The organism is Salmonella sp. SJTUF15591 (genome assembly GCF_043356435.1).
Lineage (GTDB): Bacteria > Pseudomonadota > Gammaproteobacteria > Enterobacterales > Enterobacteriaceae > Salmonella > Salmonella enterica.
The window spans coordinates 449,935-474,244 of the sequence record NZ_JBEUJO010000003.1 but is presented as its reverse complement, the minus strand read 5'-3'; the positions used below and the strand labels follow the sequence as shown (position 1 = coordinate 474,244).

At 52.3% G+C, this 24,310-nt stretch carries 22 protein-coding genes; 12 read left to right on the top strand and 10 right to left on the bottom strand.

Annotated features, from left to right (window positions below):
- Positions 1-273 precede the first annotated feature (273 nt).
- The 6 genes from ABVM99_RS09760 to sthE all read left to right on the top strand — a co-directional run bounded on the left by ABVM99_RS09760 (position 274) and on the right by sthE (position 6,867).
- Positions 274-945 (top strand): winged helix-turn-helix transcriptional regulator, encoded by a 672-nt coding sequence (locus ABVM99_RS09760; protein WP_000811635.1) that lies wholly within the window; start codon positions 274-276, stop codon positions 943-945.
- 338 nt (positions 946-1,283) lie between these two features.
- Positions 1,284-1,829: a fimbrial protein gene (locus ABVM99_RS09755; protein WP_000482235.1), complete on the top strand. Its 546-nt coding sequence runs from the start codon at positions 1,284-1,286 to the stop codon at positions 1,827-1,829.
- A 70-nt stretch (positions 1,830-1,899) separates the two neighbouring features.
- Complete coding sequence (sthA, locus tag ABVM99_RS09750; RefSeq protein ID WP_000680522.1) at positions 1,900-2,583, top strand: fimbrial biogenesis chaperone SthA; 684 nt, start codon at positions 1,900-1,902, stop codon at positions 2,581-2,583.
- 45 nt (positions 2,584-2,628) lie between these two features.
- Positions 2,629-5,166: a fimbrial outer membrane usher protein gene (locus ABVM99_RS09745; protein WP_001160707.1), complete on the top strand. Its 2,538-nt coding sequence runs from the start codon at positions 2,629-2,631 to the stop codon at positions 5,164-5,166.
- A 17-nt stretch (positions 5,167-5,183) separates the two neighbouring features.
- Positions 5,184-5,741, top strand: coding sequence for a fimbrial protein (locus ABVM99_RS09740; RefSeq protein WP_023195067.1), 558 nt, complete (start codon positions 5,184-5,186; stop codon positions 5,739-5,741).
- 40 nt (positions 5,742-5,781) lie between these two features.
- Entirely contained in the window at positions 5,782-6,867 is a 1,086-nt protein-coding gene (sthE, locus tag ABVM99_RS09735) for a fimbrial major subunit SthE (protein WP_017441771.1), read from the top strand.
- 57 nt (positions 6,868-6,924) lie between these two features.
- Here the strand turns inward: sthE and creD are convergent, their stop codons facing one another.
- Genes creD through creA form a run of 4 tightly spaced genes read right to left on the bottom strand, consistent with a single transcriptional unit; the run spans position 6,925 to position 10,931 of the window.
- A complete protein-coding gene (gene creD, locus ABVM99_RS09730) occupies positions 6,925-8,274 on the bottom strand; it encodes a cell envelope integrity protein CreD (protein ID WP_000920383.1) in 1,350 nt (449 codons plus the stop codon).
- Between the two features lie 57 nt (positions 8,275-8,331).
- Positions 8,332-9,756 carry a two-component system sensor histidine kinase CreC gene (creC, locus tag ABVM99_RS09725; RefSeq protein WP_023195066.1) on the bottom strand — a complete coding sequence of 475 codons (1,425 nt, stop codon included), beginning with the start codon at positions 9,754-9,756 and terminating at the stop codon, positions 8,332-8,334.
- Positions 9,756-10,445 (bottom strand): two-component system response regulator CreB, encoded by a 690-nt coding sequence (gene creB, locus ABVM99_RS09720; RefSeq protein WP_052938287.1) that lies wholly within the window; start codon positions 10,443-10,445, stop codon positions 9,756-9,758. The genes creC and creB overlap by 1 nt, the downstream gene beginning before the upstream one ends.
- A 12-nt stretch (positions 10,446-10,457) precedes the next feature.
- Positions 10,458-10,931, bottom strand: coding sequence for a protein CreA (gene creA / locus ABVM99_RS09715; RefSeq protein ID WP_000875811.1), 474 nt, complete (start codon positions 10,929-10,931; stop codon positions 10,458-10,460).
- 211 nt (positions 10,932-11,142) lie between these two features.
- Between creA and robA the strand changes: the two genes are divergently transcribed.
- Entirely contained in the window at positions 11,143-12,012 is an 870-nt protein-coding gene (gene robA, locus ABVM99_RS09710; RefSeq protein ID WP_000371685.1) for an MDR efflux pump AcrAB transcriptional activator RobA, read from the top strand.
- Here robA and gpmB read toward each other — a convergent pair.
- Positions 12,009-12,656 carry a 2,3-diphosphoglycerate-dependent phosphoglycerate mutase GpmB gene (gpmB, locus tag ABVM99_RS09705; RefSeq protein ID WP_000942363.1) on the bottom strand — a complete coding sequence of 216 codons (648 nt, stop codon included), beginning with the start codon at positions 12,654-12,656 and terminating at the stop codon, positions 12,009-12,011. The genes robA and gpmB overlap by 4 nt on opposite strands.
- 48 nt (positions 12,657-12,704) lie before the next feature.
- Between gpmB and yjjX the strand changes: the two genes are divergently transcribed.
- Entirely contained in the window at positions 12,705-13,220 is a 516-nt protein-coding gene (yjjX, locus tag ABVM99_RS09700; protein WP_000554310.1) for an inosine/xanthosine triphosphatase, read from the top strand.
- A 101-nt stretch (positions 13,221-13,321) separates the two neighbouring features.
- Here the strand turns inward: yjjX and trpR are convergent, their stop codons facing one another.
- Together trpR and sltY are read right to left on the bottom strand one after the other, a co-directional pair.
- Positions 13,322-13,648 carry a trp operon repressor gene (trpR, locus tag ABVM99_RS09695; RefSeq protein WP_000192005.1) on the bottom strand — a complete coding sequence of 109 codons (327 nt, stop codon included), beginning with the start codon at positions 13,646-13,648 and terminating at the stop codon, positions 13,322-13,324.
- A 57-nt stretch (positions 13,649-13,705) separates the two neighbouring features.
- Positions 13,706-15,676, bottom strand: coding sequence for a murein transglycosylase (sltY, locus tag ABVM99_RS09690; protein WP_254170684.1), 1,971 nt, complete (start codon positions 15,674-15,676; stop codon positions 13,706-13,708).
- Positions 15,677-15,851: 175 nt separating this feature from the next.
- Between sltY and ettA the strand changes: the two genes are divergently transcribed.
- Positions 15,852-17,519, top strand: coding sequence for an energy-dependent translational throttle protein EttA (gene ettA, locus ABVM99_RS09685; protein WP_000046770.1), 1,668 nt, complete (start codon positions 15,852-15,854; stop codon positions 17,517-17,519).
- A gap of 117 nt (positions 17,520-17,636) precedes the next feature.
- Here ettA and nadR read toward each other — a convergent pair whose 3' ends face one another.
- The 3 genes from nadR to serB form a co-directional block, all read right to left on the bottom strand.
- Positions 17,637-18,869, bottom strand: a complete 1,233-nt coding sequence (gene nadR / locus ABVM99_RS09680) for a multifunctional transcriptional regulator/nicotinamide-nucleotide adenylyltransferase/ribosylnicotinamide kinase NadR (protein WP_023195063.1) — start codon at positions 18,867-18,869, stop codon at positions 17,637-17,639.
- A gap of 150 nt (positions 18,870-19,019) precedes the next feature.
- Complete coding sequence (gene radA / locus ABVM99_RS09675; RefSeq protein WP_001029710.1) at positions 19,020-20,402, bottom strand: DNA repair protein RadA; 1,383 nt, start codon at positions 20,400-20,402, stop codon at positions 19,020-19,022.
- A gap of 83 nt (positions 20,403-20,485) precedes the next feature.
- A complete protein-coding gene (gene serB, locus ABVM99_RS09670) occupies positions 20,486-21,454 on the bottom strand; it encodes a phosphoserine phosphatase (RefSeq protein WP_001132983.1) in 969 nt (322 codons plus the stop codon).
- 116 nt (positions 21,455-21,570) lie between these two features.
- Between serB and ABVM99_RS09665 the strand changes: the two genes are divergently transcribed.
- The 3 genes from ABVM99_RS09665 to ABVM99_RS09655 all read left to right on the top strand — a co-directional run bounded on the left by ABVM99_RS09665 (position 21,571) and on the right by ABVM99_RS09655 (position 24,265).
- Positions 21,571-22,215, top strand: coding sequence for a YtjB family periplasmic protein (locus tag ABVM99_RS09665; RefSeq protein WP_000090067.1), 645 nt, complete (start codon positions 21,571-21,573; stop codon positions 22,213-22,215).
- A 33-nt stretch (positions 22,216-22,248) separates the two neighbouring features.
- Positions 22,249-23,265 carry a lipoate--protein ligase LplA gene (lplA, locus tag ABVM99_RS09660; protein ID WP_023195062.1) on the top strand — a complete coding sequence of 339 codons (1,017 nt, stop codon included), beginning with the start codon at positions 22,249-22,251 and terminating at the stop codon, positions 23,263-23,265.
- A gap of 310 nt (positions 23,266-23,575) precedes the next feature.
- Complete coding sequence (locus tag ABVM99_RS09655) at positions 23,576-24,265, top strand: DUF1120 domain-containing protein (RefSeq protein ID WP_023195061.1); 690 nt, start codon at positions 23,576-23,578, stop codon at positions 24,263-24,265.
- Positions 24,266-24,310: the final 45 nt, after the last annotated feature.

Here is a 24,310-nt window from a genome sequence, read left to right as displayed (position 1 = left end):
GTTCATCGCTTCGCTATCCTGTACGCTCTACGCGCTCGTTAAGCACGGTACCTATGATAGCTGTCATAAAATGATTGCAAATAAAATCATCACATTTACTATGGTTAACCTTACAAACAGCGTTGTCGCTCATGCATTGATAAGGTGAATACATTGACTTAAATATTCTTGTTGGCTATTTTAATTTACTTAATTATAATTTTAAGTGAATATTAAATTTATGTTTACCTTTTAATAGTCAACCACTTTATCAGCCATAATAATGGGGAAGATATGAAGCAGTTAAACGGCGGGAATGTGTATCGTCCCACAGGGAAAGAAAAAAACCTGCAAGCCATTTTAAATATTCATCGGCACGTTATTCAAAACATCTCCCCTGTCACTATTACGGCCGGTAAAACACTGGATATCAAGATTGATAATCAATCCCACATCCTGTTAATCACTAAAGGCGCTATTAAAGTATGTCGGCGTATCGACAGCATTGTAATGGGCTGCGGTGTCTCACCAATGATTTTAGGCCTGGTAGATGCCTATGCTGACTTATACCAGTTAGAAGAGAATTCAGACGTCTTTTTTATCGCCGAAACCACCTGTGAATATTATCCTGTCCCAGTAAAAGATTTTGTGGAAATAGCTGATGAAAAGCATCTCTGGCGTGACATTTCGAACATCCTGATGTACCGCATTGCTTTCATGACTAACCGTGACAGAAACCTTATCGGGCAGGACGCCTATAGCCAGATAAAAGCGCTGTTACTTGAACTGTGGTCGTATCCTGAAAGCTCACGATTTGAGATCAACGCACAGAACTTCATACAGCAGAGAACCGGGCTTTCACGCAGCCGTATCATGCAGGTACTTTCAGAACTAAAAGCGGGGGACTATATAAAAATACTGCATGGAAGACTGTTAGAGCTTCGAAACCTGCCGGTTTCATTTTAAACGGACAAGCGTCGTATATTCTTAAAAATAAAGCAATATAGAGTTAAATAAATCCTCCAGGAAATAATAACTATTATCAAAAAAGAGATCTTGCTCTATAAATCCGGTCATCAACCATACTTCTTTAGTGGTATTTTATTAAACTTTGTTACCGGGTCCGAAACTGGACTGCCGTTCAATATTGCATCAGAATTTTTATTGAGTTCATAGTTGATATACGTAGAATAGCCGCCTGCTTATCTACAGAACAGAAAGAAGCGCATACAGAGTAAAATATAATATTTTATTTTATATAGCTATCTTTATTTTTCAGCGAATAGAATCAGGCAACAATTAATATGTTTAATAAGAAAATTATCATCCTGGCAATGTTAACTGCCGTAGCATCCACACCGGTATTTGCCCAGAACACGATTACGTTCAATGGCAAAATTTACGATCAGGCGTGTACGGTTCAGGTTAATGGCTCCACGGATACCACCATTGATTTAGGTAATTACAGCAAAGAACGCATCGCGGAAAAAGGCGCCACAACCGATTACGTGCCGTTTACCGTAAGCCTGGTTAGCTGCCCGGAAGCAGGGACTGGCGTACCGACCCAGGCCATGTTCCGCTTCCACGGCGCAACAGATGATTCCAACCCAACGTACTTCAAAAACGCGGACGAAGGATCGGAAACGGGCGCCGCGGGTGTCGGTATTTCTATTCAGAACGCTTCACATAGCGATGTGACAGATAACACGGATGATGCCGCAGTGAACCTGCCAACCGACGGCTCGGAAGCAGACTTTACCTATTACGCCGCCATGGCAAACGATGGTTCCGCAACCGTAACCGGTGGAGATGTTAGCACTCAGGTTACGTATACCGTTTCGTATCAGTAAGGCATTCTCATCCTGATATGGACAGGCAGGATGCCAGTCCATAGCGCAAAACATCTTTACAGAGTAAAAAATGAAACACATAAAGAAATCCGTGTTGGTCGTATTACTGACAAGCCATGTTGCCCATGCCAGCATTGTTGTTGGCGGAACCCGACTGGTTTTCGACGGCAATAATGATGAGTCGTCAATCAATGTAGAGAATAAAGACAGCAAAGCGAATCTTGTTCAGTCATGGTTATCGGTTGCCGATCCCCAGGTCACAAATAAGCAGGCGTTTATTATCACCCCGCCTCTTTTTCGCCTTGATGCCGGGCAAAAGAACAGTATTCGGGTTATTCGCTCTGGCGCCCCCCTACCTGCAGATCGGGAGTCTATGTACTGGCTCAATATTAAGGGTATTCCTTCTATTGATGATAATGCCTCCGCGAACCGCGTGGAAATCTCAATTAATACCCAAATAAAGCTTATTTATCGACCGCCAGCATTAACAAAATCAACGCCTGATAGCCAGAGCCAACAATTAAAATGGCAGACGGCAGGTGATGTTATTACCGTAAATAACCCCACTCCCTATTATATGAACTTTGCCAGTGTGACGCTTAACAGCCATGAAGTGAAATCAGCGACCTTCGTTCCGCCAAAATCATCAGCGTCATTTAAATTGGGTTCTACTGCCGCCCCTCATGGCACGGTAACGTGGCGATTAATCAGCGATTATGGGATGAGTTTAGAGCCGCATTCCGGTTCATTCTAGCCATTAACGACTTCACTTTACTTTTACCCTTTCAGGACTTTTACTGTGCAATTCTCCAGAGTAGAGCCCCGTTCTCAATTAGCGTTATCGTTTCTGTTTATATGCTGTTCCATAAAACCAGCGTTAGCGCATGATCATTTTAATCCATTATCGTTGGAAAATGATGAACCGGGCGTGGAGAATGTCGATCTATCGGTTTTCGAAAAGGGGGGGCAGGCAGAAGGCACCTATAATGTTGATATTTATATTAATAACACCAGTGTTGAAACAAAAAATATTGCCTTTAAAAATAAAAAATCAGCAGATAATAAGCTCTCCCTACAGCCGTGTCTTAGCGTTGAACAACTCAAGCAGTGGGGCGTAAAAACAGAAAACTTCCCCGAGCTTAAAAATGACCCAAACGGGTGTACCGATCTTAGTCTGCTGGCTGGCGCTGTAGCAAAGTTTAATGTCATCGGTAACCGGCTGGATTTAGCGATCCCTCAAATCGCGTTGATCGCCGACCCGCGAGAATTCGTCCCTACCAGCGAATGGGATGAAGGCATTAATGCTTTTTTGCTGAACTACAGTTTTACCGGATCGCAGGATCACGATATTGATGAAAATCGGACGGAAAATAGCGAATACGCTAACCTGCGCCCTGGTATTAACATTGGCGCATGGCGTTTTCGTAACTACTCAACCTGGAATCATGACAGCGATGGGCAAAATAGCTGGGATTCTGCCTACACCTATGTTTCTCGCGATATCGAATTTTTAAAAGGACAGCTGATCGCCGGGGAAAATAACACGCCCGCGGACGTCTTTGACAGTATTTCATTTAAGGGCGTACAGATCTCTTCTGATGACGATATGTTGCCGGACAGTATGAAAGGGTTCGCCCCGGTCATTCGCGGGGTGGCCAAAAGCAGCGCGCAGGTAACCGTTGAACAAAACGGTTATACCATCTACAAAACTAACGTTCCGGCGGGTCCATTCGCCATTAATGATCTTTATCCAACCGGCGGTTCGGGCGACCTGTACGTCACCATCAAAGAATCCGATGGTTCTGAACAGCATTTCATTGTGCCCTACGCCAGCGTTCCGGTATTACAGCGTGAAGGCCACCTGAAATACGACCTGACGGTAGGCCGCACGCGTTCATCAGATACGCATTCCGCGCAACAGAACTTCGCTGAACTGACGGCCTTATACGGATTAGCAGGCGGCATAACCGCCTATGGCGGAATAGAGAGTACGCTGAGCAATGATGTTTATCATGCGGCGCTCATCGGGACAGGCTTAAACCTTGGCGATCTGGGCGCATTGTCTTTAGACGTCACCAACTCATGGTCAAAAATTAAAGCAGGCGATGTGGTTAGCGATACGCTTACCGGACAATCCTGGCGTATTCGTTACAGCAAAGATATTCAGTCAACAGGCACCAATTTCACTGTCGCCGGCTACCGTTATTCGACCAAAGATTACTACGCTCTTGAGGATGTGCTGGATACCTATAGCGATAATAGTCACTATGATCATGTACGTAATCGCACCGACCTGTCGTTATCGCAAGACATTATCTACGGTTCCATTTCACTCACTTTATATAATGAAGATTACTGGAATGACACTCATACCACATCATTAGGTATTGGCTATAACAACACATGGCATAACGTAAGCTATGGCATTAACTATTCTTATACGCTGAACGCCGATAATTCTCAGGATGAAGACGACGATACGGAAGACAGTAATGACCAGCAAATTTCAATCAATATTAGTATTCCGTTAGATGCCTTTATGCCGTCAACGTATGCCACCTACAATATGAATTCCGCGAAAGACGGCGATACCACGCATACTGTCGGTTTAAACGGAACAGCGCTGGCACAGAAAAATCTCTCATGGAGCGTTCAGGAAGGTTATTCCTCTCAAGAGAAAGCCACCAGCGGTAATGTGAGCGCAACCTATAACGGGACGTATGCGGATATTAACGGCGGGTATAGCTACGATAATCATATGCGCCGTCTGAATTATGGCGTTCAGGGCGGCGTACTGCTACATCGAAATGGCCTGACACTATCCCAGCCAATGGACGACACCATCATATTGGTTAAAGCCCCTGGCGCAGCGGGTGTCCCCGTGAATAACGAAACGGGCGTGGACACCGATTTTCGGGGCTATGCCGTCGTACCTTATGCTTCGCCTTACCATCGTAATGAAGTGTCTTTAGATACGACGGGCATTAGAAAAAATATTGAGCTCATTGATACCAGTAAAACGCTGGTGCCTACCCGTGGCGCGGTGGTCAGGGCTGAATATAAAACCAATATTGGTTACAAGGCATTGATGGTATTAACCCGCATAAACAATCTGCCTGTTCCTTTTGGCGCGACCGTCTCGTCTTTAACAAAACCAGACAATCACAGCAGTTTTGTTGGTGATGCGGGGCAAGCCTGGTTAACCGGACTGGAAAAACAAGGGCGGTTATTAGTGAAGTGGGGGCCAACAGCAGCAGACCGGTGTCAGGTCTCTTATCGTATACCGAGCTCCCCCTCCGCTTCTGGCGTAGAAATCTTACACGAGCAATGCCAGTGATTCTGGTGGGATAAAAGATGAATATGAACAGATTTGCTGCATTAGCCGCCCTGTTAACGTTCACGGGTCTGGCATTATGGTCGCCCTCGATCAGCGCGGCATACAATACCGCAGATGCCGTAGACATTAACGTTACGGGATTAATTTATGCCGATCCGTGTACCGTGACGGTACCTGACACGATCTCTCTTGGACAATATGCCCGGGCGGATATCGCCGTGGCCGGTGGCAATACCGCCACCATTCCTTTTACCATAAAAATGACGAATTGCCCGGCAACGACCACAAAAGCCGCGATTTCATTTAACGGCGTACCTTATCCCGATCCGCATTATGCTTCTGCGATTTATGCAAACAGCGCGGCCAATCCGGCGCAGGATTTAGGATTACAGCTTTTTAACCTGGACGGTAAAAGTCTGGTCAATCTGGCCAACAACGTCACTTACACGGTGGATATCAACAGTAATACCCATGAAGCCAATTTACCTGTCGCCGCAAGGATGTATACCCCGTATGGAAAAGTCACGGCAGGGGATTTCACGTCCGTTGTGACGTTCACTATCGCATGGCAATAACATCTTTCTATTTCACCTGGTATAAAAGCAGGAATTTTTCATGAGAAGGTTATATCTGGCGCTTATTCTGCTGTTCGCGTACTCCAGTTATGGTTACGCCTCCTGTAAACGTTCCGGAAATGAAGGCGCGATCACTATCACCCCGCCGTCGCAGCTTGTGGTGGATAGCCACGCCTATACCGCAGGCGAAGTGTTGTGGCAATCGGGCTGGGTTTCCACCTCCGAAGTCACAATGGATGGCTGTAGTCGCGATTATAAGGTCGGTTTTTTATATGAACCCGGTAGCGCGCAGTCAAATACATCAGCGACAATCAATGCGAATGACGGGAACAACACGCCGGTATTTAGCACCGGGATTTCCGGCGTGGGCGTTGCGATTAAAACCCAAACGAATGCTGGCCCTTACGATAATGTCATGCCAATCGATAATACCTACCATAATGGCGATGGCAATAAAACACACCATGCGATGGCTCCCGCCTACAATGTTGAACTGGTCGCCTTAGGCGGTCCGATCACCTCCGGTACCGCGACATTCCAAAGCCCACTGGCGCGCGTATCTTTTCGCGATAGCGCAACGGAAGACTCCGGCGGCGATATCCTGACCCATCTGTATTTGGGGAATACGCAATTGATTATGAAAGCGATGGGATGTCGGGTAGAAACACCTGCCATCACCGTGGATTTAGGCAGCGTCAATTTAGGCAGTTTCGCTAACAGTCAAACCGCGGGCACAGGCGAGCAGGATATCTTATTGACCTGCGAACAAGGCACCGCTATTTCCGCATCGTTAAGCGCCCAACCGGCCAGCGGAAACAATCCTGATAATTCAGTCATCCAGTTGAGCAATGCAAGCGCGCCAACCAGCGCAACCGGCGTTGGCGTACAGTTGGGTATTCAGGCGCCGGACGCCGGTTTCTTTACCGACAGTTTGCCAATCAATCAAAAAATTGATCTCTTTACTCACACGATTACCACCAATGCCGATGGCAGCCAGACGGTTAACGGCGGAACCATGAATATGTCGACCACCCTGAAAATTAGCGCGCGCTACTATAAAACCGCCGCCACGGTAACGGCCGGCCAGGCGAATGCCACGGCAACATTAAACCTGACCTATAACTAACGGCATCACAGTTTCTGGCGCTGCGCGGGAAAACGTTAACGCGCGCGCCCGTTAGATTTATTTCCACAAACGTAATTCGTCATCTTTTACTGGCGGTAATGACTTACGTTGCTGACAAGAGAGCGAATACCAGTCCAGATGGCGCGTCAGGAACATCACGCCGCCAAGCGCCAGTAGCAGAACGCCGGTACCCAGAAGCAACGAGCTATCTTCCGAACGCAGCAATCCCCACATCACGCCATCCAGCGCCAATAACGCTAACGTAAACAGCACGCTATTGCGCCATCCTTTCAGCACCGCCTGCAAATAAACGCTATTCATCAACGCGCCCACCAGGCTTGCGGCGATCCAGGCTGGCGTGAAACCGATATGTTCCGACAGTGCCAGCAACAGCAGGTAGAACATCACCAGCGATAACCCCACCAGCAGATACTGCATCGGGTGTAACCGCTGCCCCGTCAGGGTTTCGAAGACAAAGAAAGCCATAAACGTTAGCGTAATCAACAAAATGGCATATTTCGTCGCTCTGTCCGTCAGTTGATACTGGTCGGCTGGCGTCGATACAGCGACGCTAAACGCCGGTAAGTTGTCCCAATCCACCTTTTGCGCATCAGCAAACTGTTCGCCGAGATTCGTGGCAAACCGGCTGGTTTGCCACTGGGCCTGAAATCCTGAACCGCTGATTTCGCGTTTACCGGGAAGAAAATCCCCCACAAAATTTGGGTGCGGCCAGTTACTGGTCAGGGTCATTTCACTGCTACGCCCGACGGGAACCAGTGAAAAGCTGCCGGTTCCGCTTAAATTTAACGACATCGCCAACGTCAGGTTGCGCGTCGCCCACTGACTGTCCGGCAGCGGGATATGAATGCCCTCTCTACTTTCCGGTAAGCCGGTCCCCGGTTCTACAGTGAGCGTTTCACCATTCACCTGCGGCGCTTTTACTGCGCTGATACCGCGCGCATCGCCGACGCCCACGACGATAAAGGGCTTTCCAAGGGTAATGTTCGGTCTGTTCAGCTCATGCAGACGGGCCACATCAAACTCCGCCTTTATCGCCATATCGGTATGCCACACCTGCCCCTGATAAATACCTATTTTTCGCGCTTCAACGTTTTGATTGCCTTCAACCAATAGCGACTCCGGCAGCCAAAAATAGAGATAGCTGCGCTTATACTGGACCTCTTTCTCCTCTTCCAGCACGGTATAGAGCTCTGTCACCGGAACCGCCACCAGCGGGCCGACGACCTTTTGCGGGCCGCTGGTACTCTGACGAATAGCGGCTTCTACATGGCTTCGATAATCAGCACGCTCCACGATGGTGTGCCGTACCATCATCAGGGGAATTAACAGCAGGATCATGGCGCCGCCTAACGTAATCATTTTCCACAACAGGGGGGATTTCAACATAGCGTTCTCCTTTGCAATGCCAGCAGTGTAAGAACGCGATGTGGGGAGAATTTGAAGTTATGTGAAGTGACGGTGAAGTGTCAACGAGGCCAGCACGCCGCCTTCGGGACGATTGCACAACGTCACCTCACCGTTGAGGAGCCGCGCCGCCTCGCTGACAAACGCCAGCCCAAGCCCGCTGCTTTTACGCCCGTTATCACGGGGCAACGAATAGAATCGGTCGAAAATGCGCGGCAGCGCAAAATCAGGAATACCACAGCCGGAATCCGTCACCTGCAGGATCGCTTTCTCCCCCATCGGCTGAGCGCTTAATGTGATAACGCCATTTTCAGGCGTAAAGTCGATGGCATTGTCCAACACATTGCCCAGCGCCTGCGCCAGAAGCTCCGCGTCGGCGACGACAACCAGCGAGGAAGGCCGTAGAGTAAGGGTGATCTTTTTTGCCGCCAACTGAATACTGCGTGCCTCGCTAAGCTGCGTAAATAGCTCATCAACAGCAACCGGCGCGAGAGGGATATCCTGCCGGTTTTCCAGCCGCGCCTGGCGCAGCAGGGTCTCTACCAGCGCCTGCATTCGCGTATTTTGCGCCAGTATATTCTCTGTAAAGCGGGTAACCACATCCGCGGGCGGTCCTTCACGCAGAATCTCCGCCGCGCCGCGTATCGCCGCCAGCGGACTTTTCAGCTCATGAGTCAACGCATACACGTACTGCTCAATCTCATTCTTGCCTTCCAGCTTAATGCGCATACTCTCCAGCGCCTGCGCCAGTTTACGCAGCTCGCTGCTGCCTAATGCAGGTAACGCAAGCGGGCGGTTTTCGGTGACAGAATCCGCATAGCGCGTCAACCGGGCGATGGAGCGGTTAATCCACCAGACCATCCCCGCGCCAATCGCCAGCGCAATTCCCAGTAAAACGGCGCTGGCCCACAGAATGCGCCGTTCGCTGCGCTTAATCACCGGCGCCATTGCCGCATTCGGTTTGCCGACAGACAGGACGCCGATAATCCGTCCATCGCTGATTATCGGCGCGGCTACGTACATCACGGTGCTATTGGGATCGGCAGCATCTTTTGCCGTGCTGCGGGCGCCATACTGTCCGCGCAGCGTAAGCCAGACGTCATTCCAGCGAGAATAATCCTGCCCCACCGCTTTGTTTTCCGAATCAAACAACACCTTCCCCTGCGCATCCGTCATGTAGACATGGTATTCATTGCGCACTTTGACGATCCCGCTGATATTGGCGCGAAACGGGCGATGTTGCAGCTGGGCGAATGCCTTCGCCAACTGGCCGTCAGTCGGGTTGCCGGAAAGGAGATCGTCGCGGGCCAGCGCCGCCAGCAGCGTCGCGGTGTCAATCAGCGTCCCTTCCGTCGCGCGGCGGACGCCCGGCTTTATCTCCTGAACGAAGATAGACAGCACAAACACGGCGGCGACGGCGACAATAAGAAAGTAGCCCAGTAGCAAACGCATTCCGATGCGCATCAGACGCTCCTCAGGCTGTATCCCATTCCACGATGCGTGTTAATTGGCGAGAGATCCGGATTGATCGCGCGTAGCTTAGCGCGCAGGGTTTTGATGTGTGTATCGACCGTCCGATCGAAGGTCTCCTGGGCATCAGACCAGACAATATCCATCAATTGCTGACGCGAGTACACGCGCTCCGGCGACAGTAGCAGGGTTTTAAGGAGCAGAAATTCATAACGCGTCAGCGAGAGCGGCGTACCAAACCAGGCGATCTGCGCCGCCGGTTCATTGAGTTCAAAATGTCCGGTACGCACCACCGGCGACGGCGCAGCAAACTTTTTCACCCGGCGCAGCAGCGTGCGCACGCGGGCGCTCACTTCGCGCGGCGAGAACGGCTTGGCGACATAATCATCTGCGCCGATCTCCAGACCAAGCAATCGATCCACTTCATCGCTACGGGCAGTCAGGAAAAGAATCGGCAGCGCAGGATGGCGTTCCAGCAACTGCCGACACAGCTCAAAGCCGCTGATATCCGGTAGTCCCACATCGAGAATCATCGCATCCGGCCGTTGCTGACGCGCTTTTTCCAGCGCGGGCAGCCCGCGAGCGAATAGCTCAACGGTAAACCCTTCCAGTTGCAGGGTGTAGATGAGCGTATCGGCGATTCCCTGTTCATCCTCGACTAACCAGACCTGCGGTTGCTGCATACTCTTTCCCTGTTATTGTCGCCACGGCATGACCGGCACCGCGCTGATGGCGTTCTTCGGCGACCCGTCGACTACTTTGTCGGAATAGGCCAGATACGCCAGCGTGTTGCGTTTCTCATCATAGAAACGCACGACCTGCAATGACTTAAATATCAATGAGGTGCGTTTTTTGAAAACCACCTCTCCCTGCGCCTTGCCGTTCTTAATTTTGTCGCTCAGTTCAATAGGCCCGACCTGCTGACAAGAGATGGCGGCGTCAGACGTATCTTCCGCCAGCCCCAATCCGCCTTTTATGCCGCCCGTTTTCGCCCGGCTAACATAGCACGTCACGTTTTTGACATCAGGATCGTCAAAAGCTTCCACCACGATTTTATGGTCAGGACCGAACATTTTAAATACCGTATCGACTGAACCAATTTGTTCCGCGCGGGCGCTCTGCCCCAGCAGCAACAAAATTGAGAAAAGTACTAAGCTCTTGTATTTCATATTGTTACCATTCATAAAAGTTACGTTGCGTAATTATTAGACATTCTAAAATAAAATGGTTATAGATCACAGGATTAGAATAATTACCTGTCACGTTGCCTAAAAAAAGCATTTAAGCTCAAAAAAAACACTGAATGCTAAAAGAACAAAAAATGCTATTATCCTCTTACCTGATATCGGGTGCTCGTTGTTGAAAGGATGGGGATATTTTATGGATCAGGCTGGCATAATTCGCGACCTGTTAATCTGGCTGGAAGGTCATCTGGATCAGCCGCTGTCACTTGACAATGTGGCGGCAAAAGCAGGCTATTCCAAGTGGCACCTGCAGAGAATGTTTAAGGACGTGACGGGCCACGCCATTGGCGCTTACATCCGCGCCCGTCGTTTATCGAAATCAGCAGTAGCGCTGCGTTTGACCGCGCGTCCAATTCTGGATATTGCTCTTCAGTACCGCTTCGATTCTCAGCAAACCTTTACGCGCGCCTTTAAGAAACAGTTTTCCCAGACGCCAGCGCTGTATCGTCGCTCCTCGGAATGGAGCGCCTTTGGCATTCGCCCGCCATTACGGCTGGGCGAGTTTACCGTGCCGGAACATCAGTTCGTTACGCTGGAAGATACGCCGCTCCTTGGCGTCACGCAGAGCTATTCCTGCTCGCTGGAACAGATTTCCGACTTCCGCCACGAAATGCGCGTGCAATTCTGGCATGATTTCCTCGGTCATTCGCCAACTATTCCGCCAGTGCTTTATGGGCTTAATGAAACGCGCCCCAGCATGGAGAAAGACGATGAGCAGGAAGTATTCTATACCACCGCACTGCCGCAAGAGCAGGCCGATGGCTATGTTCAGTCGGCGCATCCCGTGCTGTTGCAGGGTGGTGAATACGTCATGTTCACCTATGAAGGGTTAGGAACCGGCGTGCAGGATTTTATCCTGACCGTTTACGGCACCTGTATGCCAATGCTGAATCTGACCCGTCGTAAAGGACAGGATATAGAGCGATACTACCCGTCAGAAGATACCAAAACCGGCGATCGCCCTATCAACCTGCGCTGCGAATTTCTGATCCCGATTCGCCGTTAACGCTGTAGCTCATCCAATGCAGGGGCGTCCAGATGCGAAACGTCCCCTGCGGTTTCTACCACCCACCCAGACGCCAGCCACTGACTTTCCTGGTAATCGATGCGGGAAATAGAGCAGTTGCGCAAACGTAACCGGCGTTCCGCCCAGGCGGGTAGTCCCAGTATAGTACTGACCAGACAGCCCAACGCGATACCGTGACTGACCAATAAAGGTCGGCTGCCCTGCGGTAGCTCCAGACAGGACGCCAGCGCGGCATGAACGCGATCGCTCAACTCCTGCATCGATTCCCCACCAGGAATGCGGCCATCCTGCGTGCCGTTGACCAGCTGACGACGCCAGCCCTCTTCTTCCTCCGTCAGCGAATCGATCTGGCGCTTTTCCAGCACGCCCATATCCAGCTCGCGCAGGCGGGAGTCAAAGGTGATATCACACCCGCACGCCTGGGCGATAATCTCCGCCGTGCGTTTTGTGCGGCCTAAATCGCTGCTGATGATATGGGTGATGCCGAGGCTGCGGGCGCGTTCTCCTACCTGCATGGCCTGCTGCTCGCCTTTTGCTGTCAGGGGACTGTCCGATTGGCCCTGAATACGTCGCTCGGCGTTCCACTGCGTTTCACCGTGGCGAACAAGGTATACCTGTAACATGTTTTTTTTCCGTTATACTGCGATAAATTTTTAAAACTGAGCTTAATTATGCACCAGGTTATCTCTGCGACCACCAATCCTGCCAAAATTCAGGCAATTCTACAGGCATTTGAAGAGATTTTCGGCGAAGGATCGTGCCATATTACGCCCGTCGCCGTCGAGAGCGGCGTACCGGAGCAGCCCTTCGGAAGCGAGGAAACGCGTGCTGGCGCACGAAATCGCGTGGATAATGCGCGACGCCTGCATCCACAAGCTGATTTCTGGGTAGCCATTGAAGCCGGAATTGACGATGACGCCACCTTCAGTTGGGTGGTGATTGATAACGGCGTTCAGCGCGGTGAAGCGCGATCGGCCACGCTGCCGCTGCCCGCCGTCATTCTCGACAGAGTCCGCCAGGGAGAAGCGCTTGGCCCGGTGATGTCCCACTATACCGGTATTGACGAGATTGGTCGCAAAGAGGGCGCCATTGGCGTATTTACCGCCGGAAAATTAACGCGCTCCAGCGTTTACTACCAGGCGGTGATCCTGGCGTTAAGCCCGTTTCATAACGCGGTGTATCGATAATTATTTGCGCTATGTTGTAGGCCTGATAAGCACAGCGCCATCAGGCATTTCGCGGCGATGTTGCCGGATGGCCGCTTCGCCTTATCCGGCCTACGAGCAAATCAGGCGCTTTTCAGCAGTATCTGCTCAAGCCAATGACGCAGTTCAACCGGCGCGGATTTCAGGCTGTTTGACCCGCGCGTGATGGTGGCGATGCCCGCCCCCAGCTCGGTTTTCAACTCGCGCTGGCTCATTTCGCCACGCAGCAACTCCTCAATAATGCGCACGCGCGTTCCCAGCGCTTCACGCTCGTCCGGCGTAAGCATCAGTTGTAATAAAGGCAGATGCAGATCCTCTGCATATGCCTGACGGAGTAACTCCACAAAACGAAGCCACTCCTGATTACGTTGTTCGGCGATAGCCGATGAATAAGGGGAATGCTGGGTCATGTTATACCGCCGTTTGTACTGTTACACGAGTACAAATGATAACATAACCCGTCTGCATTAATACCGTCGCTGCCACTCAGAGTCGCTCATTAAGGCCGCTTTCTGCCCCATAAAGTGGCGATAGTAAGCGTCATAGGCCAGAACGTTTTTCACGTAGCCGCGCGTTTCCGAAAAGGGAATGCTTTCGACAAACGCTACGGCATCGATACGCCCGGCGCTATTGCCCAGCCAGGTGCGCACGCGCCCCGGCCCGGCGTTATACGCCGCCGAGGCGAAAATACGGTTATTACCAAACTGCTGATAGACATACTGCAAATAGCTGGTGCCAATGTTGATGTTGGTCTCCGGCTCCAGCAGTTGGCCGGGGCCGCGGTAGTCCGGAATCGAAAACATTTTCACCGTATGGGTGGCCGTTCCCGGCATAATCTGCATTAAGCCGCTGGCCCCTACCGGCGATTTTACTTTCGGGTTCCAGGCGCTCTCCTGGCGGGCAATCGCCATGGCATAGCTTTGTGAGATATCTTTTCCGCGGGTATAGCGGGTAAAAAGATCGTTATACGCCAGCGGGAAACGCTCTTCCAGATGATCCCACAGTTTTCCAGCGATCGTCGCCTGTACGCTCAGATCCCACCAGTGCTGGTTAAACGCATAGCGCGCCAGCTGCGCCTGTTCAGATTTACTACGGCTTTTTACCAGATTCGCCCATTCGCTGCGCGCCGTGTTATCCAGGTTCCAGTACATCAGCTCCCGTACACGCGCCATCTCCGGCCCCTGCGTCAACGCGCTGTTTACGTTGGCGGGCGCTTTATCAATTTTAAGCGTGTACTCTTCGCCTAAACGCTGCGCCGCAACCATCGGATAAAAACCGCGCTTCTGCATTAAAGCATGAAGGATCTCTTTCGCTTCGGCGTCACGACCGCGCTCCAGCAATAAATCCGCCTGCCAGTAACGCCACTCGTCTTTCTCTTTCGCCTCCATTGGCAGGCGGGCAAGCCAGGTATTGAGACCGCGACGATCGCCCATCCCCAGCGCCATACGCACGCGCCGCTCAATAAGCGACGTCGATTGCGAGCGCATAATCGCGTCATCGCGCCATTTCGCCTGCGCATCGGTCACATCGTTGCCCATCAGTCGCCAGGCAACGATATCGCGCAGCGCCTGCGTTTGTTCCTCATTAAGTTTCTGCGCCTGTACCAGCGAGGGGATCATCAGACGTGCATTTTCCGCGTCCTGGCGGGCGACGCTGGCAAACGCGACTTCCGCCATCTGGCGGGTAAAATCGGTGGCGCCGGTGGTGCGTGCGAAGGTCAACACGTTATCAGGGTCATTAGCCAGGGTAATGATCGCTGAGGCGATCGTTTGATATTCCGCCGGCATCTGTCCGGCCAGCACCGTAACCAACCCCGTATTCCCGGCTTTCATCGCCAGCCGAATACGTTCCAGGTACGCCAGCGGGTCTTGCTTGCCGGAGGCCCGCCAGACGCTGAACAGTTTATCGCAGGCATTCGGCTGACTTTTGCCGGTCAGCCAAAGGTCTTTCGCGCCCTGCCAGGCCGCTTCCGTTTGCCCGGTACTCCATTTCGCGTAGTAATAGTTACATTGCGCTTCCGTGGTGCCGGGTTTCTCCGGGCTAAACGCCAGCAAGCCGCGCCAGTCTTCACGACGCGCCAGCTCATTGACGAAGCGTGATTGCAGCGTACGCGCAGGCGGAAGCGTAGGATTGGCGCGCACAAACTGCGTGACGGCAATCGCCGGTTGGTTCATCAAATCGTCGGTGATCTTACGGTATTCCAGATACGGGTAGAGCGGATAATCTTTCAGACCCGGCATCATCTGCTCTACCACATCCATCTGGCGGTTGTCCCAGGCCTGCTTAATCTGCGCATAGCGGTTACGCTGCTCTTCCAGTGAGTCGGCCCGCGCGAGGTGACAAAAGGTCAGCAGGCATACGCTGGCGGCGACGAGACGCCAGACAAATGGTTTGGCTCTATCCACAAGCACTTCCTCAATTGTTATCCAATGCAGCATCATGCCGCGTAATGAATTTATGCTAACCAGTCATAGCCATTTGCGCCACGTTACGGACACTTTTTTACTTTTATTGCGAGTGCGATCTGCTGGCTGGGCTTAGGCAGGGAAAAAGGCTACACTTCGCCTTTGAAATCTATTCACCATCACGATAAACATAGAGGCGAAGTCCAACGTGGCTCAATTCGTTTATACCATGCATCGTGTCGGCAAAGTGGTTCCGCCGAAACGTCATATTCTGAAAAACATCTCGCTGAGCTTCTTCCCTGGCGCCAAAATCGGCGTGCTGGGCCTTAACGGCGCCGGTAAGTCTACCCTGCTGCGCATCATGGCGGGTCTCGATAAAGATATCGAGGGTGAAGCGCGCCCGCAGCCCGGCATTAAGATTGGCTACCTGCCGCAGGAACCTCAGCTAAACCCGGAACACACGGTACGCGAGTCGATTGAAGAGGCCGTTTCGGAAGTGGTTAACGCCCTCAAACGTCTGGATGAAGTGTACGCGCTGTATGCCGATCCGGATGCCGACTTCGACAAGCTGGCCGCAGAGCAGGGCCGGCTTGAAGAGATTATCCAGGCGCACGACGGTCATAATCTGAACGTGCAGCTTGAGCGCGCAGCTGACGCCCTGCGTCTACCGGACTGGGATGCCAAAGTCGAAAAACTGTCCGGCGGCGAGCGCCGTCGCGTGGCGCTGTGCCGTCTGTTGCTGGAAAAGCCGGATATGCTGCTGCTCGACGAACCCACCAACCACCTGGATGCCGAATCTGTTGCGTGGCTGGAACGTTTCCTGCACGACTTCGAAGGCACCGTCGTGGCGATTACCCACGACCGTTACTTCCTCGATAATGTTGCCGGTTGGATTCTGGAACTTGACCGCGGCGAAGGTATTCCGTGGGAAGGCAACTACTCCTCCTGGCTGGAGCAGAAAGATCAGCGTCTGGCGCAGGAAGCGTCTGCCGAAGCGGCGCGCCGTAAATCCATTGAGAAAGAGCTGGAGTGGGTGCGTCAGGGCGCGAAAGGCCGTCAGTCGAAAGGTAAGGCGCGTCTGGCTCGCTTTGAAGAACTGAACAGCGTTGAGTATCAGAAACGTAACGAAACCAACGAACTGTTTATTCCACCAGGACCGCGTCTGGGCGACAAAGTCATTGAAGTCAGCAACCTGCGTAAATCCTACGGCGACCGCGTACTGATCGATGACCTGAGCTTCTCTGTGCCGAAAGGCGCTATCGTCGGGATCATCGGGCCAAACGGCGCGGGTAAATCGACCCTGTTCCGCATGATGTCCGGTCAGGAGCAGCCTGATAGCGGCACCATTACGCTGGGTGAAACCGTCAAGCTGGCCTCGGTCGATCAGTTCCGCGACGCGATGGACAACAGCAAAACCGTCTGGGAAGAAGTGTCCGGCGGGCTGGATATCATGAAGATCGGCAATACCGAAATGCCAAGCCGCGCCTATGTAGGCCGCTTCAACTTCAAAGGCGTCGATCAGGGCAAACGCGTTGGCGAACTGTCCGGCGGTGAGCGCGGTCGTTTGCATCTGGCGAAGCTGCTGCAGGTGGGCGGCAACGTCCTGTTGCTCGACGAACCGACGAACGACCTGGATATCGAAACCCTGCGCGCGCTGGAAAACGCCCTGCTGGAGTTCCCTGGCTGCGCGATGGTTATCTCGCACGACCGTTGGTTCCTCGACCGTATCGCCACCCACATTCTGGATTATCAGGATGAAGGTAAGGTGGAATTCTTCGAAGGTAACTTTACCGAATACGAAGAGTACAAGAAACGCACGCTGGGCGCCGAGGCGCTGGAGCCGAAGCGTATCAAGTACAAGCGTATTGCCAAATAAATGTCTGAATGCCGGGTGGCGCTTGCGCTTACCCGGCCTACAAACCCAACGATTCCAGTACGTTGTGAAACTGTAGGCCTGATAAGACGCGGTAAGCGTCGCATCAGGCATGGGTTCTTATCCCTGCTCGCCCATCATCTCTTTCACCAGTTCCACACAGCGCAAAAAGCGGCCATCGTAATCAGCCTCTTTAACGTGAACGAACTCAATGTTGTTTTCTTTCAGCATCTCGATCAGCAGGTTCTGGAACGCTTTACGATCCACTGAACTGCCCAGGCTTCGCAGTCCGTCAGCTACCCACGGCGTATTATTCTCCAGCAAAATCACCAGGTCGAAGCGATACTCGTCGATCAGCGCCTGGACAAACGGATGCTCGCGCCCTTCGTATTTTTTGCAAAATGCCTGGGTGGTGACGAAATCGGTATCGATAAACGCCACTTTATTCGCATATTTCACTGCAAAATCAATATATTGCGCATGACCCAGCGCAATTTTATCGTAGTCGGAATACTGTAACGCCATCTCATCGCCGCCCAGATGCGAAAAGACATAGTCGCGGCCATATTCCCAAGCGCTGGTGGTATTAAAAATATTGGCGAGCTTATTGACCAGCGTAGACTTGCCGCTTGATTCCCCGCCCAGAATCGCGACGGTACGCACGAAAAACGGCTTCACTTCGGTAGGAATATATTCCCAGTAACGAAACGGATTTTCGCGGATTTGCGCCCCGCTGATATTCATAAACGTGCGTTCAGGATCGACCAGCACCGTCTCAATCCCTAAATGCTCAAGGTACTGCGGCGCATCAGCCTCTTCGGAAGTGTAGATCCAGCTCGGCTGTATTCCCTTCTCTGCCATAAACGCTTTAATGCCGTTGCTCCAGACGTCCCAGCCATGCGGATAAGGCTCCATCCCCTCTTCATTAAAGGCGTGGATGCGAATATTTTTTTGGTATTTGAAGGTTTGCAATAACCAGCGCAGGCGATCCGACACGGTGGGCTGCTGCGACATGGCGCTATCCTCAAACAGCCCGCGGTCGCGCGTATCGTCATATCCCATAATGATGTGCAACTCATCCACCTGGCTACAGGCGCGCTGGATCAAGTAGATGTGTCCGGTATGCAATGGATAAAATTTACCGAACACCACGCCAATGTTTTTCTGTCGGCGGGGAAACTCCAGCCCGAGAAAACGGTGTAGCGCCTCCAGTTTTTGCGCGCTGGGGCTTTTGATTTTGGCGTTAAGTAACTGACTCAGATACCCCTTGGTCATACCGCTGGCGTCAGCCACCTGTTGCAGAGTGCAACCTTGCTGCTTAATCGCGGTTTTGAGATAGTCGAACGATGACACAAGAGCCTCCTGCTGGAAAAATCGCATAACACTGCCTGATGGCGCTTCGCTTATCAGGCCTACAACATCAATCCGTATCAATCCGTAGGCCGGATAAGACGCATTGCATCGCCATCCGGCAAATTATACAACATCACTACATACAGAGAATTATAAGTCGTCAAACACGCTTAACGCATCTGCGAGCTTTTTAACACCGAACACCTGCATTCCTTCCGGCGGCTTTTTCGGTACGTTGGCGGCAGGCACAATCGCCCGACGAAAACCGTGTTTCGCCGCCTCGGAAATACGCTCCTGCCCGCTCGGCACCGGACGAATCTCGCCTGCCAGCCCCACTTCGCCAAACACCACCAGATCCTGCGGCAACGGCCTGTCACGCAGGCTGGAGACCATCGCCAGCAGTAAAGCCAGATCCGCGCTGGTTTCGGTGACTTTCACGCCGCCGACCACGTTGACGAAGACGTCCTGATCCGACATTTGCAGACCGCCGTGTCGGTGCAGCACCGCCAGCAGGATTGCCAGACGGTTTTGTTCCAGACCGACCGCCACGCGTCTGGGGTTCGCCATCATCGAGTGATCGACCAGCGCCTGAATCTCCACCAGCAACGGTCGCGTGCCTTCCCAGACGACCATCACTGAACTGCCGGAAGTGACCTCATCGCCACGGCTTAAAAAGATGGCGGACGGATTGCTCACTTCGCGCAACCCCTGTTCGGTCATGGCGAAGACGCCCAGCTCATTGACTGCGCCAAAGCGGTTTTTGTGGCTGCGCAGCGTGCGGAAACGAGAATCGGCGTCGCCGTCGAGCAATACTGAGCAATCGATACAGTGTTCCAGCACTTTCGGCCCCGCCAGCGACCCGTCTTTGGTGACGTGGCCGACCATCACGATCGCCACGCCGCGCGTTTTGGCGAAGCGCGTCAGGTAGGCTGCCGTTTCGCGGACCTGGGCGACGCTGCCCGGCGACGACTGGATGTCCGCCATATGCATCACCTGTATGGAGTCGATCACCATCAGTTTCGGCTGTTCTTCTTCGGCAATCAGGCAAATTTGTTCGATGCTGGTTTCGGAGAGCATATTCAGATTAGCGGTCGGCAGGCCGAGACGGTGCGCACGCATCGCCACCTGCTGTAGCGACTCTTCGCCGGTGACGTACAGCGTTTTCATCTGCTCGGCGAGCTTGCACAGCGTTTGCAGCAGCAACGTTGATTTGCCCGCGCCGGGATTACCGCCAATCAAAATGGCGCTGCCGGGTACCACCCCGCCGCCCAGCACGCGGTCAAACTCTTTAAAACCGGTAGAAAAGCGCGGCAATTCCTCAAGACTGATGTCAGACAGTTTCTGCACTTTTGATACGCCCGCACTGCCGGCGTATCCGCTCAGACGTTCGTTACGCGCCACCGTCGGCGATGCGGCAAGGCGCACCTCGGTAATGGTGTTCCAGGCATGGCAGGCGCTGCATTGCCCCTGCCAGCGCGGGTAATCGGCCCCGCATTCATTACAAACAAAGGCGCGTTTGGGAGCTTTTGCCACGTTTTACCTCTTTCGTTAACGCTGTTGCCGGATGGCGCTGACGCTTATCCGGCCTACGGTCGCCTTGCCATTGGGCAGGTTAATCATTTCTGGTTCATGCTGCCGGAGAGAATGCAAAACACGCCCATCAGGTCAGCGTGGCGGATCGTAATCTCCGTCTTTTCGTTTACTTTTGGCTTGGCATGGAAGGCAATACCTAACCCTGCCGCTTTGATCATGGGCAGATCGTTAGCGCCGTCGCCAATCGCCACCGTCTGCGCCAGCGGGATGTCATGCTCTTGCGCCAGACGAAGCAAGGTATTGGCTTTATACTCAGCATCCACAATATCGCCGATAACGTGACCGGTAAATTTACCGTCCATGATCTCCAGCTCATTGGCGACCGCCGCCGTCAGGCGTAGCTGGTCACGCAGATAGTCGGCGAAGAAAGTGAAGCCGCCGGAGGCGATAGCGATTTTCCAGCCAAGCGCTTCCAGTTTTAGCACCAACTGCGTTAATCCTGGCATTAGCGGCAGATTCCCGCGCACCTGGCGCAAAATATCGGCATCCGCGCCTTTCAGCGTCGCCACGCGGCTGCGCAGGCTGGCGGTAAAATCAAGCTCGCCGCGCATCGCGCGCTCCGTCACTTCAGCCACCTTCTCGCCGGTACCGGCCAGCTTAGCGATTTCATCGATACACTCAATCTGGATCGCCGTGGAATCCATATCCATCACCAGCAGCCCCGGCGTGCGCAGATGCGGAATTTTACCCAGCGGCGCGACATCCAGCTGCGCCTCATGCGCCAGCCGCGTCGCACGCGGCGTCAGCGACCCCGCCAGACGAATGACCTGATAATCCTCCACGCACCAGGCGGCGACAATCACCATTGCGGCGCCCAGTTTGGTCTGATATTGAGTTAAACGCTGCTTATCCAGCCCGCGCCCATACAGCAGCCAACCGCTGCGGCCTGCATGGTAATCCAGAGGCATCACCTCGTCGCCGCTTAAAGAAAGAGGCAAACCAGGCCATAAAGAGACATCTTCAGGCAGATCGCACCAGGTAATGTTAGGCATTAAAGCTCCTGTAAATCGTTCAGGCCGGTAACCGCCCCGCGGAAAATAACGCATGAGGCTACCTTGTAACCATCGCTTCTGGCAACATTAAGCCTCAAATTTTCAGCAGGTGGAATATGGCTCGCGCAAAACTGAAATTTCGGCTGCATCGTGCAGTCATTGTATTGTTCTGTCTCACACTGCTCGTCGCGCTCATGCAGGGCGCTTCATGGTTTAGTCAAAACCACCAGCGACAGCGCAATCCGCAGCTGGAAGAGCTGGCCCGCACGCTGGCGCGCCAGGTGACGCTCAACATCGCCCCGCTGATGCGCAGCGAAACACCGGATGAAAATCGCATCAACGCCGTGCTGCGTCAGCTCACGCAAGAGAGCCGTATTCTGGATGCCGGCGTCTATGATGAACAGGGCGATCTCATTACTCGCGCTGGCGAAAGCGTCAATGTGCGCGACAGGCTGGCGCTGGATGGCAAAAAAGCGGGCAGCTATTTTAACCAACAAATTGTCGAGCCTATCCAGGGGAAAAACGGCCCCTTGGGCTACCTGCGTCTGACGCTGGATACCCACACGCTGGCCACCGAAGCAAAGCAGGTCGATAACACCACCAACATTCTACGCCTGATGCTGCTACTCTCGCTGGCGATAGGCGTGGTGCTGACGCGCACCTTGCTACAAGGTAAACGCACCCGCTGGCAGCAGTCCCCCTTCCTGCTAACGGCCAGCAAGCCTGTTCCGGAAGAGGAAGAGCGTGAGGAAAAAGAGTAAAATGACGGCTTAATAAAGGTAAGGAAAACCACCATGACAACATTACGCCTGCTTATTTCTGACTCTTATGACCCCTGGTTTAACCTGGCGGTCGAGGAGTGCATTTTCCGCCAGATGCCCGCCACCCAGCGCGTGCTGTTCCTGTGGCGCAACGCGGATACGGTGGTGATTGGACGCGCGCAAAACCCGTGGAAAGAGTGTAATACGCGGCGTATGGAAGAAGATAACGTCCGTCTGGCCCGCCGTAGCAGCGGCGGCGGCGCGGTATTCCATGACCTCGGTAATACCTGCTTTACCTTTATGGCCGGTAAACCGGAATACGATAAAACCATCTCCACCCATATTGTGCTCGCGGCGCTGAATTCGCTGGGCATCATGGCCGATGCTTCGGGACGCAACGATCTGGTCGTAAAAACGCCGGACGGCGATCGCAAAGTCTCTGGTTCAGCCTATCGCGAAACCAAAGATCGCGGCTTCCATCACGGCACGCTACTGCTGAACGCCGACCTCAGCCGTCTGGCGAACTATCTGAATCCAGATAAAAAGAAACTTGCGGCGAAAGGGATTATCTCCGTTCGCTCCCGCGTGGCCAATCTTACCGAGCTATTACCGGGTATCACCCATGAACAGGTCTGCCAGGCGGTCACGGAAGCCTTTTTCGCCCATTACGGCGAACGCGTCGACGCGGAAGTGATTTCACCGGATAAAACGCCGGATCTGCCGAATTTTGCCGAAACCTTTGCGCGCCAGAGCAGTTGGGAGTGGAATTTCGGCCAGGCACCGGCGTTCAGCCATCTGCTGGACGAACGTTTCACCTGGGGCGGCGTCGAGCTGCATTTTGACGTCGAGAAAGGTGTGATTACCCGCGCACAGGTGTTTACCGATAGCCTGAACCCGGCACCGCTGGAAGCGCTGGCGGGGCGACTGCAAGGGTGCTTATACCGCGCGGATATGCTGCAACAGGCGTGCGAAGCGTTACTGGTTGATTTCCCGGAGCAGGAAAAAGAACTGCGGGAATTATCGGCGTGGATTGCCGGAGCAGTGCGCTAAATGAATAATATCAGAGAGATGAATGTGTCTCTGATATTATTTAAACATAACAACATATTCTGAAAAATGAGCGAATAGCACAAATAGTTAAAACACACTCGCCAACTACTATAATCTTTAAAATTAATATTATTTCCCCGCACTTCATAAACCCAGCGAATTATAAACCATTTATCATCACCAATGATGATTAAAGTTTTTCTTAAGCAAGATTTAATTTTATTAAATTTACAACCTATCATTCTCTTCATAGAATCCCGGCGCGCATTACATGTTCTTTGGAAATATACTTAATCGTTAGGGATTACTGATGAAAAAATTATTAATAGCGACCTCTGTCGTAATAGGATTATCAACTTCAGCGCAAGCGGTTGAATCCACTGCTGTATTAAAACTGACTGGCGTTTTAACCAACGGCGCATGTATACCAGAGTTAAGTGATGGTGGAGTTGTAGATTTCGGTACTAAGGCCGTTAGCGATCTGCTGCCAACTGAGACGAATCAACTGGGATACAAAGATATAACACTCACGATTCAGTGTCTTGCACCGGCAAAAGTTGGCTGGACCGCTACCGATAATCATGCCGATTCGGTAACATCATTGACTATCGATGACGCAACATTTAGACATCAGAACAATAGAATACCAAACTATCAGCTAGGTCTGGGTAAAACAGCAGGTGGTATCAACATTGGTTCATTCGGCCTCTCTATGGACTTGAATAATGCGACCGCCGATGGCATTCAGACGAAAATGGTAGCGTCAAGTAGTAATAATCCAGATTACTGGGCTATCACAGGAAACGAATTCGTTGCGCTTACAAATACATTTCCAACTGTCACTACATATAGTGTCGGCGATGAAAATGGCCCCGCCGCTTTTACCATTGCAACATTTCCTATACGCGTAGCTGCCGCTATACAGGGAACGGACACACTGGCTATTACCGATAACACCACGCTTGATGGTCAGGCGACCTTTACACTCGTATATCTGTAACTCCAGCATTCACATGGAATATTCAACACCTCTTTAATGGAACTA

Bases quoted from the DNA above. Each gene is read 5' to 3' on its own strand.
- ABVM99_RS09760 (WP_000811635.1), top strand. From the start codon at position 274: ATGAAGCAGTTAAACGGCGGGAATGTGTATCGTCCCACAGGGAAAGAA.
- creB (WP_052938287.1), bottom strand. From the start codon at position 10,445: ATGCAGCAACCGCAGGTCTGGTTAGTCGAGGATGAACAGGGAATCGCC.
- sltY (WP_254170684.1), bottom strand. From the start codon at position 15,676: ATGCTGCATTGGATAACAATTGAGGAAGTGCTTGTGGATAGAGCCAAA.
- ABVM99_RS09740 (WP_023195067.1), top strand. From the start codon at position 5,184: ATGAATATGAACAGATTTGCTGCATTAGCCGCCCTGTTAACGTTCACG.
- sthA (WP_000680522.1), top strand. From the start codon at position 1,900: ATGAAACACATAAAGAAATCCGTGTTGGTCGTATTACTGACAAGCCAT.
- trpR (WP_000192005.1), bottom strand. From the start codon at position 13,648: ATGACCCAGCATTCCCCTTATTCATCGGCTATCGCCGAACAACGTAAT.
- ABVM99_RS09655 (WP_023195061.1), top strand. From the start codon at position 23,576: ATGAAAAAATTATTAATAGCGACCTCTGTCGTAATAGGATTATCAACT.
- creC (WP_023195066.1), bottom strand. From the start codon at position 9,756: ATGCGCATCGGAATGCGTTTGCTACTGGGCTACTTTCTTATTGTCGCC.
- creA (WP_000875811.1), bottom strand. From the start codon at position 10,931: ATGAAATACAAGAGCTTAGTACTTTTCTCAATTTTGTTGCTGCTGGGG.
- sthE (WP_017441771.1), top strand. From the start codon at position 5,782: ATGAGAAGGTTATATCTGGCGCTTATTCTGCTGTTCGCGTACTCCAGT.
- ABVM99_RS09665 (WP_000090067.1), top strand. From the start codon at position 21,571: ATGGCTCGCGCAAAACTGAAATTTCGGCTGCATCGTGCAGTCATTGTA.
- robA (WP_000371685.1), top strand. From the start codon at position 11,143: ATGGATCAGGCTGGCATAATTCGCGACCTGTTAATCTGGCTGGAAGGT.
- creD (WP_000920383.1), bottom strand. From the start codon at position 8,274: ATGTTGAAATCCCCCCTGTTGTGGAAAATGATTACGTTAGGCGGCGCC.
- gpmB (WP_000942363.1), bottom strand. From the start codon at position 12,656: ATGTTACAGGTATACCTTGTTCGCCACGGTGAAACGCAGTGGAACGCC.
- yjjX (WP_000554310.1), top strand. From the start codon at position 12,705: ATGCACCAGGTTATCTCTGCGACCACCAATCCTGCCAAAATTCAGGCA.
- lplA (WP_023195062.1), top strand. From the start codon at position 22,249: ATGACAACATTACGCCTGCTTATTTCTGACTCTTATGACCCCTGGTTT.
- serB (WP_001132983.1), bottom strand. From the start codon at position 21,454: ATGCCTAACATTACCTGGTGCGATCTGCCTGAAGATGTCTCTTTATGG.
- ABVM99_RS09755 (WP_000482235.1), top strand. From the start codon at position 1,284: ATGTTTAATAAGAAAATTATCATCCTGGCAATGTTAACTGCCGTAGCA.